This is a genomic window from Providencia sp. PROV116 (assembly GCF_028482485.1).
Classification (GTDB): domain Bacteria; phylum Pseudomonadota; class Gammaproteobacteria; order Enterobacterales; family Enterobacteriaceae; genus Providencia; species Providencia rettgeri.
On the sequence record NZ_JAMPQO010000019.1, the window covers coordinates 44,691 to 57,523 of the forward strand.

Consider the following 12,833-nt stretch of genomic DNA (forward strand, 5'->3'; position numbering starts at 1 on the left):
TAATCCAAATTAATCTTTCTTCGGTGCAAGTTGGGCTAGCTCTTCGCGCAGTTCATCACTGAGTGTTGGATCCTTAAGGATATTTTCCAATTCACGGCGAAACGTGGCGTTATCGAGGAGATTAGATTTTAGGTCGCGTAACAGATTACGCATGGCTAACATTGCGCGCAGTTGTGGGATTTGACGAGCCACTTGCTCGGGTTCAAAGTCCGCCATGTTTTTAAACGTTAATGCGATACTTTCTTCACTTCCATCCCCTGCTAAGGTGTTTTTAACCGTTAGATTGACTGACGGTGAGAATTCATTGAGGACGCTGTCAAAGTTATTTTTATTGATATTTACTTTTTCACGTTCAGATAGCGCACGATCATCTTGCCCATGACTATAATCACCAACCGCTAACAGCTTCAGGGGTAACTCGACTTTTTTCTGAGCCCCCCCCGTGTGCAGATCTAATTTAATATTAACCCGCGCTTTAGGGACTTCATTTTGAAAGCTATCTGACATGAGTGAATTTCCTTGAATTTTAACAGGTATATTTCTTGGTTATTGTTAAATGGTTACAATTGAATTTGATATATTTAACTTATGTAGTTATTTTATTTATATCTTCACCAAATGAATAAATCAACTTTTCTTATCAATAAGTGTGAGTGCAAATTAATGTATTTTTTTGAGTTATCTTAGTTTTGTAATTTGAAAAACCAATCATATCAACATCTAATGGCTTTATTTTCTTATTGTTATGATTTTCCTGTGTCAACCAAACCTTTTTGTAACACTTTATTTCAAGTTGTTACAGAGTGATTCATAAGAATATTTACTCGTTTGTTGTGTAAGAACCCTGATTTTGAAATAGGAAATTACTTTATGAAAAGGAATTGATGAACCCTATGAAAAATCATCGTTTTTAATGGTCGTTGAAAGAAATGTGTGACATCGGGCATTATTACGACCGCAGTAAAAAAGGGATATTGCAAAACAGCCACGGCCATTTGAATACAAACGCAAAAATTGGGTTGTCATCAATCTAAAAAGCTATTTTGGTGTGAGGATGAAAAGGTAAATACATCAAGCTTGCGGAAAGCTTTAAAAGAAGGATATAAAGAGATTTAATTGATTAGAAAGGATTTTTATTGAGTCAGGTAGACTTCGGCATGGTGTCCCCTGCAGGAATCGAACCTGCAACTAGCCCTTAGGAGGGGCTCGTTATATCCATTTAACTAAGGGGACTTTTGGAGTCAAAATTACGACAGCGAGGGCATTTTACTGTTCAGACCTAATTGAATCAAGTTGTTACGAGCAAATAATCGAATTTATCTACCATAAATGTTTTTTTGACTGTTTTTTATTCGAAAGTAGGGTGGTTGTCATTTTTAAAATTGAGTGAGGGAGTATTTCTGTTTTGTACTAATTGTTCAATTTTCTTATAATAAGAACATGATTAAATGGCTTATAATTAGTCTTTAAGATAATCAAATAACTCAAAAGGATTAACATAATTCTTTTTTTAGCCTTACTATAAGCAAAATAGTTATTACAGTGGAAAGTACCGTAGTAGAACGGTGCAGGGAATGGAGAAATGTTATGAAGTTTCGCATGACGGGTGTTTTTCTGGCAGGGGTGCTGATTGCAGGTTGTGCAAGTAGCATTGACCCAGAAACACATGAGCGTTCAGACCCTTTAGAGGGGTTCAACCGAGCAATGTTTAATTTCAACTATAACGTCCTTGACCCTTATGTCTTGAGGCCTGTAGCGGTTGCTTGGAATGATTATGTCCCGATGCCTGCTCGAAATGGATTAACCAATTTTTTCGTTAACCTTGAAGAACCTGCAAGTATGTTAAATAGCTTCCTACGTGGTGAAGTGACTCAAGGTTTCAAACATTTTAACCGCTTTTTCCTTAATACTGTCTTTGGTATGGGGGGCTTGATTGATGTGGCATCAATGGCCAATCCTCAGCTAGTTAAGGAAGAACCCAAACGCTTTGGTAATACCTTAGGTTATTACGATGTGGGCTATGGTCCTTATGTGGTGCTACCGGGATATGGTAGTGCAACACCAAGGGAACAAGGTGGTGATTTAGTTGATGATTTATATCCAATGCTAAGCTATCTCACATTCTGGATGTCAGCGGGTAAATGGGCACTGGAAGGAATTGAAACCCGAGCAAGGTTATTAGATTCAGATGGATTGCTGAAAAACTCTTCAGACCCGTACTTAATGATGCGAGAAGCCTATTTCCAACGTAATGACTTCTTATCAAGTGGTGGGGCGTTAAAAGCAACAGAAAACCCAAATGCGGCAGCGATTGAAGACCAGCTTGATTCGATAGATTAGTAAATTGAATTGTTTTGGAAGGTTTATCACTCTCTTGTATACGAATGATACTAGAGAGTGATAAATAAAAAGCTAATCATTGTCTCTTTTTCCTCGTTGAGAGATAGTGTCAATCAGGGCGATTACCCCTAATACACCAATAAAACCGACAGTAAACAGTGTTCCCATAAAGCCTCCTAAGTTTTTGTCATTGTTGCCTCTTTTACATGCCTTCACGGCCGTAGCCAATAATAGAATATAGCGCGATTAATACAGTTTGATGAAAAGCCATATATATTAGTGGGTGTCATCAGTATAAATTATGCTATTGGGTTGTAATTGCAAATAAGAACATTCAGAGAATGAATTATAATTTAATGAAATATAAAGCGATTTATATCAAAAATGCGATTGCGTATATTTTATAAAGAAATGATAAGGTGAGCTATATACTTAACATTTAATTTACATATGATGCGGGTTAGGGTCAAGAAAATTTATGTTAAGTTTTGAAAATTAGTTCGTCGAATATTTGAAGGTAACTTCAGCATCAGGAAGAGAACCCCCTGATGCTGAAAATTCAATTAGCTAGAATGTATAGTTGAAGTTCACACCGTATAACCAAGCAGAACCTTCAGATTTGAAATGATATGCAGGAAGAGTGCTCTCTGGAATGTTCTCACTTAACCGTTCCTTGATATCAACTTTCTTACCGTGCATGTAGGATATACCGACATCAACAGAAGCATTTTCATTAAATGCATAAGTGGTACCGGCACTTAACCAGTAACGATCTTGGTCAGGTATAGAAATTGAACGGTAGTCAGAGCGTACAGGCGTTTGGTCGTAGGCAATACCTGTACGGAATGTCCAGTTTTCATCATAGAAATAAGTGGTACCCAGTGCTAAACGCCATGCATCTTTAAAGTGCTCAGGTTTATGGAATAATTCTTGGCCGTCACTTTTTCTGTAGGCGGTTAATTCTTTAAATTCACTCCAGCCAGTATAGGCAACGCTATAGTGTAGAGCCCACTTAGGTGCAACTTTATGGTACCCAGAGAATTCCCAGATATCAGGTAAATTAAGGTCTAACTTACCTTTGATTTTTTCACCACCAGTTCCGACAAGTCCTCCTGGGAGTGGTGTGTTAGGTAAATCGTTGGAATATTTACCATCTTCAAATTTCACTTTAACTTTTGAACGATAGCTTAGGCTTAAACGGTTATCATCATTGATTTCATATAAAATACCGGCATTCCAACCATAACCCCAGTCATCGCCTGTTAGTTTAGCCATCGTAGTGCTGGCTGGAAATGGAGATAATCCCAATGCAGGAGCTAAAGTACCTAGGTCGCCAGCATGGCGTGTAATCTCAGCATCTGCATATACTGCGTTAGCACCTAAACCGAAACTAAAATTATCATTTAAGCGGTATGCACCACTTAAGTTTAGATTAACCGTTTTTAGATCTGTCTTACCGCCGATAGGGCCTGCTGCATAATTTTTATTAAAATCAGTGGCTAAACCAAAGTTGGTGGTCATTGACGTACCGACTGCCCATTTGTCATTAATTGGGAAGATAAAGTGTGCATTTGGTACAACAGCACTTGGCGCAATGTCATTTGCGGTGGTATTGCTACCGAGACGTGAACCGCCTTTGCCTTTAATATCAACACTTGGGTCAATATAAACGGCACCAATAGAAAGAGAAGGGCGATCAAACAACATCATGGCAGCAGGGTTTCGGCTTCCCTCACTTGCGTTGTCGCCCATCGCACCAGCTCCCGAAAATGCGCGTCCCAGTGCGGATGTAGAATATTCATTAAGCAAAAAACCAGCCGCGCCTGCGTTGGATGATACAATTGCCACTGCTATTGCTAAAGCTGATCTAGAAAACAGGTTTTTCTGGCTCATGACCAAAACCCTCTTATGTTTTATTTTGAATAAAGCGACTTCTATCGCAAGAAGCGCAGAATTGTAGGGTCCCTTGCCGTTATGACAAATCAGACCAGTTACTAGAGTATAGGTCTGACCACCTGATATGTTGCAAGCTTGTTTTGTGGTTATTGTGATTTTGTTTTCAAAAATGCGACATATTTAACAAAATAGCAACACAAGCGAACGTATTGAGAGCAATAAGTATGCTAATACGGGGTGAGATCAAACTTATGTTTAATTATTAGCGATATATTTTGATACACACTAGTTTTTAGCACTTTTTCAGCGTTATGATAGCGACTTAACAGTTTGTTTATTTGGAGAGTAAAATGACTGATGCGATTAACCGTTGTAGCGCGGATGAAACCGCAGCCTGCTGCTGTGTAGATGTGGGAACAGTATTGGATAATAAAGACTGTACTGCGTCGTATCAGCATGTTTTTGCTACACAAGGTGAAGCTGAAACTATGTTGAAAACACTCACAGAAAAAGCAAAGTCTGTTGAGTCAGATCCTTGTGTAATAACCCATTCTATTAAGCCTGTAGAGGGTGGTGTTGAGCTGACGGCTGAATTTAGTTTTAGCTGTGAAGCAGAAAGCTTAATTTTTCAATTAGGCCTTCGTTAATCAAACGTTTGAATTTGCTCTGATTTGCCTTTTATCGCTAAAACGGTGGTCTGATTAACACTCAGTGATAAAAGGCTTCCTTCATCCCCTCGTTTTCCCTTACTGCAATTTGTTGTATTTTTACTCTAAGTTGCGTACCTGCTCGCATTTTTTATTAATACCCATTGATAATTGTGAATTTTATGTTAACAATCATTACAGGTCAGACCTCTTTATTCGGTTAGTGAGTGAGTTAACTATAATTTTCATTTTTGCTTTAGCAGGAGCGACCATGAATCAACATCTCCACCATGGTGAAAATACAGATAAAACAAATGAAAGGATCGCCATTGTCAGTGGTCTACGCTTGCCTTTTGCAAAGCAATCTACGGCATATGCAGGAATTCCTGCAGTCGATTTAGGTAAAGCGGTAGTTGCTGAGTTATTAGCCCGTAGTGATTTAGACAAAAACCTGATTGAGCAACTGGTATTTGGGCAAGTGGTGCAAATGCCAGAAGCGCCTAATATTGCGAGGGAAATTGTTCTTGGAACAGGTATGAGCGTCTCAACGGATGCTTATAGTGTATCTCGAGCGTGTGCGACTAGTTTTCAAGCAATTGTTAATGTTGCACAAAGCATGATGGTAGGTGATATTTCTATCGGTATTGCTGGCGGTGCTGATTCATCTTCTGTGCTTCCTATTGGCGTATCAAAAAAATTGGCAGAGACATTGTTAGCTTTAAGTAAAGCAAAGTCTGTTGGGCAAAAATTATCATTGCTAACGAAATTACGTTTGAAAGATTTAGCGCCTGTCGCACCGGGTGTTGCGGAATACTCTACGGGGCTACGCATGGGGGATACCGCGGAGCAAATGGCGAAAAGTTATCAGATCAGCCGAGCCCAGCAAGATGAACTCGCTCATCGTTCGCATATGTTAGCGGCAAAAGCGTGGGAAAATGGCGTTTTAAATAATGAAGTTATGACCGCCTATATGCCTCCTTTTAAGCAAGCATTTTCCCAAGATAACAACGTGCGTACAAACTCAGTTTTGTCTTCTTATGCGAAATTAAAACCCGCATTTGACCGCAAGCATGGCAGCGTTACTGCAGCAAACAGCACGCCGTTGACGGATGGCGCCGCTGCGGTATTGATGATGACAGAGTCTCGAGCGAAATCTCTGGGTTATACACCGCTTGGTTATATTCGAAGTTATGCGTTTTCCGCAATAGACGTATGGGAAGATATGCTATTAGGGCCTTCTTATGCCACTCCACTCGCTTTAAAACGTGCAGGGTTATCGTTGCAAGATTTATCCCTGATTGACATGCATGAGGCCTTTGCTGCGCAAACACTTGCTAATTTAAATATGTTTGGTAGCCGTAAATTCGCACAAGAGAAACTGGGAATGGATCACGCCATTGGCGAAGTGGATATGGACAAATTTAATGTCTTAGGCGGTTCTATTGCTTATGGGCACCCATTTGCGGCTACAGGCGCACGAATGGTGACACAAACTTTAAATGAGTTACGTAGACGCGGTGGTGGGTTTGGGTTAACAACAGCTTGTGCTGCGGGTGGTTTAGGTGCAGCAATGATTTTAGAGGTGGAATAATGGCTCAAAATTCTGCTATAGAAGTTACAAGAGAAAAAACACAACAGGCCTTTAGCTTAGAAATTTATGACGGTAATGTGGGGGTTATCTTCATTGATGTCCCCAATGAAAAAGTAAATACACTAAAAGCGGAGTTTGCGGAACAATTTCTGGCGATTTTACAACAAGCGCAGTCGACTTCAGGCTTGAAAGGCTTAGTTATTACCTCAGGAAAAAAAGACAATTTTATTGCAGGCGCTGACATTAGCATGATAGCAGGCTGTGAAAATAAGTCTCAAGCCAGTGAGTTGTCAAAAGCAGGTCACGTACTGTTTGATAAAATCGATAACTACCCATTGCCAATTATTGCTGCGATACATGGTGCGTGTTTAGGGGGTGGGCTAGAACTTGCCTTGGCATGTCATGCGCGGGTTTGCTCCAATGATGATAAAACGAAATTAGGCTTGCCTGAAGTACAATTGGGGCTATTACCTGGCTCCGGGGGAACTCAGCGTTTACCTCGGTTGATTGGTATTCCGCATGCATTGGATTTAATGCTGACAGGCCGCCAACTAAAAGCTAAACAGGCGCTGAAAATAGGGTTGGTTGATGATGTAGTTCCTGAGCCTATTTTACTCGACGTTGCGGTGAAAATGGTAAAAAAAGGGGGCGTTCAGCGTCCAGCTATCCATTGGCAACAGCGTTTATTAAGCAGCAAATTACTACGTAATAAAGTGTTTGAGAGTGCCAAACAAAAAACACTCAGCAAAACTAAAGGCCATTATCCAGCCCCAGAAAAAATTATTCATGTCGTGAAAACCGGCATGAATAAAGGTTTGCAAGCAGGCTATACGGAAGAAGCGAAAGCTTTCGGTGAGCTCGTGATGACACCAGAGTCTGCTGCATTACGTAATTTATTTTTTGCGGTTACCGCATTAAAAAATGACACAGGGGCACAAGCAACGCCATTGAAGATTAATCAAGTTGGTGTGCTTGGTGGCGGGTTGATGGGCGGTGGAATTGCTTATGTCACCGCTTTTCAAGGTAAATTACCCGTCCGCATAAAAGATATTTCAGACAAAGGCGTCACACAGGCCTTGCGCTATAGCTGGGATCTACTGACCCAGCGAGTTATCAAGCGGCGGTTATTAGCCCGAGAACGTGCAGCTGTTATGGCTAAGGTATCAGGCACATTAAATTATCAAGGGCTTGAAAATGCGGACATCGTGATTGAAGCGGTATTTGAAGATTTAGCACTGAAACAAAAAATGGTTGCTGAAGTTGAGAAGATGTCGAAACAGCAAGTTATTTTTGCTTCTAATACATCATCTTTACCTATTCACCAAATTGCACAGAAAGCGATTCATCCCGAAAAAGTGATTGGCTTACACTATTTTAGTCCCGTCGATAAAATGCCTTTAGTTGAAGTGATCCCCCATCAACAAACAGATGAAACTACAATTGCGACAGTGGTTGCTTTAGCAAAACGCCAAGGTAAAACAGCGATTGTTGTGGGGGATGATGCAGGTTTCTATGTAAATCGCATTTTAGCGCCATTCTTATGTGAAGCAGCGCAATGCCTTGTTGAAGGTGAATCAATAGAACACATTGATCGTGCTTTAGTTGAATTTGGCTTCCCTGTTGGGCCATTTAATTTGTTGGATGAAGTGGGCATTGATGTAGGAACAAAAATTTTACCGATTTTAGTTGAACGTTTTGGTGAGCGTTTTAAGGCGCCTGATATCCTCGACAAAGTGGTTAAAGATGACCGTAAAGGTAAGAAAAACGGCAAAGGTTTTTATGAATATGGTCATCACACCAATAAGTTGTGGTTTTGGAAAAAAGCCAGTAAACGTCAAGTTGATAAAACCATTTATTCACTAATTGAAATGGTTCCCAACAATAAACTGACTAAAGCGGATATTGCACAGCGCTGTGTCATGATGATGCTTAACGAAGCTGCTCGCTGCCTTGATGAAAACATCATTAGAAATGCTCGTGATGGGGATGTGGGAGCGGTATTTGGTATCGGTTTCCCGCCCTTCTTTGGTGGCCCGTTTAGGTATATGGATAGCCTAGGGATTGCAAAAACGGTGGAAACTCTGAATAACCTCGCCGTGAAATATGGTGATAAATTCCAGCCTTGTGGATTGCTATGTGACATGGCAGAGAATAATCGAACCTTTTTTTCTACCAATGTAGAAGGTGGAGTTGATGTAACAAAACCAAGTAATGAACAATAATGGCGCGGTGAGCTAGCCTATTAACTGTTTGTTGCTTTTTTAATAAAACCAATCAATGCCTGATACCAAACATATTTTTGGTTGTCAGGCTCTTTTTCGTAAAGCTCGTATGATTAGAATAAATCATTATATTAAATTTAACTAATTGATAATAAATACTAAAATTTAACATGCGACATGGACTGCTAAAAAAACATACACAAAAATTTACTCAAATCATTTTCTTTGTTGATCATTTCATGCAGAATCACATTTCACCCCAACTGATGGTTACTTTTACAACAATTAGCTTAACAACAAAAGAATAACCTCCTTAATTAGGTAGGTTACTCAGATGGTGGATTATGCAAGTTTATATTATGCGTCACGGTGATGCAGCGATACACGCGCCTAGCGATGCTGAGCGCCCATTGACACAAAAGGGAAAAGACGACTCAGTATTGATGGCTCAATGGCTACAGAATCAAGGTATTAAAATTGATTCTGTGTTAGTGAGCCCCTATTTAAGAGCAGAACAAACTCGGCAAGTTGTGAGCCAGCACCTTGATTTGCCAGCAAAGTCGGAAGTTTTAGGGCAATTAACGCCAGGAGGGAATGCCGCATTTGTGGCTGACCATATTCGGGATGTTGCTGTGCTAGGCGCAAATGCGATATTGGTTGTATCTCATTTGCCACTGGTTGGCTATTTAGTGTCGGAGTTGTGCCCACATAAAGAACCACCGATGTTCACGACATCAACAGTGGCATGTGTTGACATTGATGTGGCTCATCAAAAAAGTCAGTTTGAATGGATGTTGAGCCCATCTCAATTGCTATTTGCTAAATAATACAGAACAACATGAGCGCTTAGCGGCGAGCGCTCTCAGCAGTTTCTATAAGCAGCAATAAGGCTGCATTACCGCCCCATTCTTTAGGTGCTTGGTGAAAAGCAATAATATCAGGGTGTTGGGCAAGCCAAAGTGGTGTTTGCTGCTTTAAAACATGTTTACCATGGCCGTGCATAATGCAGGCGCAATAGACATTTTCACGCTTACAGGCCGCAATGAGCGCGCCAATTTCTTGCTTTGCTTCCATTTGTGTTAAGCCATGTAAATCTAAAAACAACTCCGGAGCGTAATCACCGCGGCGAAGTTTTTTTAATTCATAAGGGTTAGCATCGGGCCTTAAATAACGCGTTGGGCCTTCATTTTCAAGTTGAGGTTGAAATTCATCTGAAAAATAAAAGGAGGCGTCAACCTGTTCCTGTATGACTTTTTTATTAGATGGTTGTGTCACTTTGGCGCGGACAGGTGCGTGCAGGACTTGGTCCTGACGGATTTTTTTTGCTCCATTAATGGCTTCTTTGAAAAGACGAATATCTTCATCTTCTAGACCAAATTTTTTCTTCATAATTTTACTAATGTATTTTTGTGATTAATTTTTCTGGTTGGTAGTGTAACTCATTTTTGATGAATGGTGATAATCGCAGATTGTTCGTGCGAAGTAACATATTTATAACCTTTTTACAGCTAAGCATTGACAAAAGGGGACTTGCTAGTCTAATTGTATATACATATCTATACGATTTATTAATGCAATGAATAAAACTGAATTCAACAACAATAGGAAAAACGATGGTATTCAAAACACACTCTCGGGATGTCGTTTGGCGTAATGGCCGTATTGCCACTATGGACCCAGTACTATCAGCTCCTTATGGACTGATTAATCACCATGATTTAGTTGTTCGTGATAATAAAATAGTTGCAATTGTTCCTACTCAAAATATTGAATTGAATGACTGCGAACTTATTGATGTTGAAGGTAAATTAATAACCCCTGGATTAATCGATTGCCATACACATTTAGTTTTTGGCGGTGACCGAGCTTCTGAATGGGAACAGCGAATGAATGGGGTTTCTTATGAAACTATTAGTGCGCAAGGTGGCGGAATTAATTCGACTGTACGTGAAACCCGCAAAATGAGCGAGAACGAATTATTTGAGCGGGCAAAGCCAAGGCTCGAAGCATTAATTCAAGAAGGTGTCACAAGTATTGAAATGAAATCAGGCTATGGGCTCGACTATGAAAATGAAGAGAAACAATTATTAGTCGCAAAGCAGTTATCTGCACAATATCCTATTTCAGTCAGTTCAACATTGCTTTCTGCTCACACCGTCCCCGCTGAATATAAAGATAAACCTGATGAATATATTGATTTGATTTGCCAAAAAATCATGCCTGAATTATGGGAAAAAGGCTTGTTTGAGGCAGTAGATGTCTTCTGTGAAAGTGTGGGGTTTTCCCTCGCTCAAAGTGAAAAGTTATTTTCAGCGGCTCAGAAATTAGGGATCCCAGTAAAAGGGCATGTGGAGCAGTTATCAAACTTAGGTGGGAGCGAACTGGTTGCCCGCTACAAAGGTTTGTCGGTTGACCATATTGAATATTTGGACCTAGAAGGGATTAAAGCACTTAAAGCGAGCGGAACCGTAGCCGTCTTATTACCGGGGGCATTTTATTTTTTACGGGAAACCAAACTACCACCAATTGAGCTGTTACGGGAACATGACGTTCCTATGGCGGTTTCAACAGATTTTAACCCAGGAACCAGTCCTTTTGCCTCATTGCGTATTATTATGAATATGGCGGCCGTATTATTTAAACTGACACCTGAAGAGATATGGGCTGGGGTGACACGTAACGCGGCTAAAGCGTTAGGCCGTGAAAATAGCCATGGACAATTGAAAGCGGGCTTTATTGCGGATTTTGTTGTGTGGAATGCGCAAGAGCCCGTAGAAATGATTTATGAACAAGGGAGTAACCCACTGTTCATCAGAGTACATGAAGGCAAAATTACCCATCGTAATGGGCGAAATGGGTGAGTCGCTGTTTTAACTATAACAATAATGAATAGCGGTGAATGAGGTTGTTTGCCGCTTTTGACCCTAAAAGTTTGCTGTTTTTTGTTTGCTTTTATTAAAATTGCATCGTTTAATTATGTTAATGCTTAATAATTAAGCATGATGTTTTTATTCGCGACTGTCAGGATAAAAAATGTCCGATAGCACTAAGGTCGTGTTGTATGCTATTCAACGAATAGCATATTAATACTTAAGATTTTAATCATTAAATTGGAAATGACTGTGACAGCCGATAAAAAGGATAAACAAGGGGCACCGCTCCCGCTATATTTGCAAGTAAAACAATCAATAATTGAAAAGATCCACACCGCAGAATGGCAAGCAAATGACCGTATTCCATCCGAGTCTGAGCTCGTGACACAGTTTCAATGTAGTCGAATGACGGCTAACCGGGCACTACGTGAATTAACCGCTGAAGGGTTATTGGTTCGCTTGCAAGGTGTGGGAACCTTTGTGGCTGAGCCAAAAGGGCAATCTGCACTATTTGAAATACACAGTATTGAAGCGGAAATACTGGCAAGAAACCACAAATACAGCTGTAGGATAATTAAGCTGGAAGAAATTCAAGCGTCACCTGCGCTCGCAAATGAGTTAAATATCAGCCCAGATACCATGGTGTTTCATTCGATTATTGTCCATTTAGAGAATGATGTTCCTGTTCAAATTGAAGACAGATATGTCAATGCGTTAGCGGCTCCGGATTACTTACAGCAAAATTTTTTATCGATTACACCACATGATTATTTGTCTCAAGTTGCTCCTTTAACACAAGGGGAGCATATTGTGGAGGCCGTGGAGGCAGATGAACGTTCCGCGAGGTTATTGCAAATTAATACAGGTGCATCTTGCTTGTTAATTACAAGACGTACTTGGTCTCAGTCCTTTACGGTGACAAGTACAAAATTATTGTTCCCGGGTCATCGTTATAAGCTGAAAGGCAGTTTCACGTCATAAGTTTTTTTCACCACGTCAAAGTATGGGCGGAACGATATAAAGCATATTTTCCGCTTATCATCTCGAGTGCATGCCTTCTTTACCTATTTTGTGTGAATTTATTGTAAATCAAATGTGATCTAGTATGCAGATTTAGAATAAAGAAAATACAGCAAAATATCAGGTGATTTATTTATTCCATTGTTTTATTTGACTAAAAATATTTTTATATCATATTTTTTTAATCTTTATGTTAAAAGATTAATTGATCGTACATGTATATACAACTATATCTATAGGAACA

10 protein-coding genes and 1 tRNA gene are annotated in these 12,833 nt (G+C 40.0%); 7 read left to right on the forward strand and 4 right to left on the reverse strand.

Annotated features, from left to right (window positions below; all coding sequences use genetic code 11):
* Positions 1-9: 9 nt before the first annotated feature.
* Entirely contained in the window at positions 10-507 is a 498-nt protein-coding gene (tssB, locus tag PSE72_RS13505) for a type VI secretion system contractile sheath small subunit (protein WP_110732011.1), read from the reverse strand.
* 651 nt (positions 508-1,158) lie between these two features.
* Positions 1,159-1,233, reverse strand: a tRNA-Arg gene (locus PSE72_RS13510).
* A gap of 354 nt (positions 1,234-1,587) precedes the next feature.
* On the opposite strand from PSE72_RS13510, the gene mlaA reads away from it, so the two are divergent.
* On the forward strand, positions 1,588-2,340 hold the full coding sequence (gene mlaA / locus PSE72_RS13515; RefSeq protein ID WP_004912414.1) for a phospholipid-binding lipoprotein MlaA: 753 nt from the start codon (positions 1,588-1,590) through the stop codon (positions 2,338-2,340).
* A 567-nt stretch (positions 2,341-2,907) separates the two neighbouring features.
* Here the strand turns inward: mlaA and fadL are convergent.
* A complete protein-coding gene (gene fadL / locus PSE72_RS13520) occupies positions 2,908-4,233 on the reverse strand; it encodes a long-chain fatty acid transporter FadL (protein ID WP_115167004.1) in 1,326 nt (441 codons plus the stop codon).
* A 353-nt stretch (positions 4,234-4,586) separates the two neighbouring features.
* Between fadL and PSE72_RS13525 the strand changes: the two genes are divergently transcribed.
* The 4 genes from PSE72_RS13525 to sixA all read left to right on the forward strand — a co-directional run bounded on the left by PSE72_RS13525 (position 4,587) and on the right by sixA (position 9,523).
* Complete coding sequence (locus PSE72_RS13525; RefSeq protein ID WP_004912408.1) at positions 4,587-4,883, forward strand: YfcZ/YiiS family protein; 297 nt, start codon at positions 4,587-4,589, stop codon at positions 4,881-4,883.
* 271 nt (positions 4,884-5,154) lie between these two features.
* A complete protein-coding gene (fadI, locus tag PSE72_RS13530; RefSeq protein WP_115167005.1) occupies positions 5,155-6,474 on the forward strand; it encodes an acetyl-CoA C-acyltransferase FadI in 1,320 nt (439 codons plus the stop codon).
* Positions 6,474-8,696, forward strand: a complete 2,223-nt coding sequence (fadJ, locus tag PSE72_RS13535; RefSeq protein ID WP_115167006.1) for a fatty acid oxidation complex subunit alpha FadJ — start codon at positions 6,474-6,476, stop codon at positions 8,694-8,696. The genes fadI and fadJ overlap by 1 nt, the downstream gene beginning before the upstream one ends.
* 344 nt (positions 8,697-9,040) lie before the next feature.
* Positions 9,041-9,523, forward strand: a complete 483-nt coding sequence (gene sixA / locus PSE72_RS13540; RefSeq protein ID WP_004912397.1) for a phosphohistidine phosphatase SixA — start codon at positions 9,041-9,043, stop codon at positions 9,521-9,523.
* Between the two features lie 19 nt (positions 9,524-9,542).
* Here sixA and smrB read toward each other — a convergent pair whose 3' ends face one another.
* Positions 9,543-10,085: an endonuclease SmrB gene (smrB, locus tag PSE72_RS13545; protein WP_004912393.1), complete on the reverse strand. Its 543-nt coding sequence runs from the start codon at positions 10,083-10,085 to the stop codon at positions 9,543-9,545.
* A gap of 224 nt (positions 10,086-10,309) precedes the next feature.
* Here smrB and hutI point away from each other — a divergent pair, with 224 nt between their 5' ends.
* Together hutI and hutC are read left to right on the forward strand one after the other, a co-directional pair.
* Positions 10,310-11,557, forward strand: coding sequence for an imidazolonepropionase (gene hutI / locus PSE72_RS13550; RefSeq protein WP_115167007.1), 1,248 nt, complete (start codon positions 10,310-10,312; stop codon positions 11,555-11,557).
* A gap of 255 nt (positions 11,558-11,812) precedes the next feature.
* The gene (gene hutC / locus PSE72_RS13555; protein ID WP_042851623.1) at positions 11,813-12,550 is read left to right on the forward strand and encodes a histidine utilization repressor; all 738 of its coding nucleotides are present in this window, start codon (positions 11,813-11,815) and stop codon (positions 12,548-12,550) included.
* Positions 12,551-12,833 lie beyond the last annotated feature (283 nt).

Excerpts from the sequence above, each read along its gene's own strand:
- tssB (WP_110732011.1), bottom strand. The coding sequence starts at position 507 with ATGTCAGATAGCTTTCAAAATGAAGTCCCTAAAGCGCGGGTTAATATT.
- mlaA (WP_004912414.1), top strand. The coding sequence starts at position 1,588 with ATGAAGTTTCGCATGACGGGTGTTTTTCTGGCAGGGGTGCTGATTGCA.
- fadL (WP_115167004.1), bottom strand. The coding sequence starts at position 4,233 with ATGAGCCAGAAAAACCTGTTTTCTAGATCAGCTTTAGCAATAGCAGTG.
- PSE72_RS13525 (WP_004912408.1), top strand. The coding sequence starts at position 4,587 with ATGACTGATGCGATTAACCGTTGTAGCGCGGATGAAACCGCAGCCTGC.
- fadI (WP_115167005.1), top strand. The coding sequence starts at position 5,155 with ATGAATCAACATCTCCACCATGGTGAAAATACAGATAAAACAAATGAA.
- fadJ (WP_115167006.1), top strand. The coding sequence starts at position 6,474 with ATGGCTCAAAATTCTGCTATAGAAGTTACAAGAGAAAAAACACAACAG.
- sixA (WP_004912397.1), top strand. The coding sequence starts at position 9,041 with ATGCAAGTTTATATTATGCGTCACGGTGATGCAGCGATACACGCGCCT.
- smrB (WP_004912393.1), bottom strand. The coding sequence starts at position 10,085 with ATGAAGAAAAAATTTGGTCTAGAAGATGAAGATATTCGTCTTTTCAAA.
- hutI (WP_115167007.1), top strand. The coding sequence starts at position 10,310 with ATGGTATTCAAAACACACTCTCGGGATGTCGTTTGGCGTAATGGCCGT.
- hutC (WP_042851623.1), top strand. The coding sequence starts at position 11,813 with ATGACTGTGACAGCCGATAAAAAGGATAAACAAGGGGCACCGCTCCCG.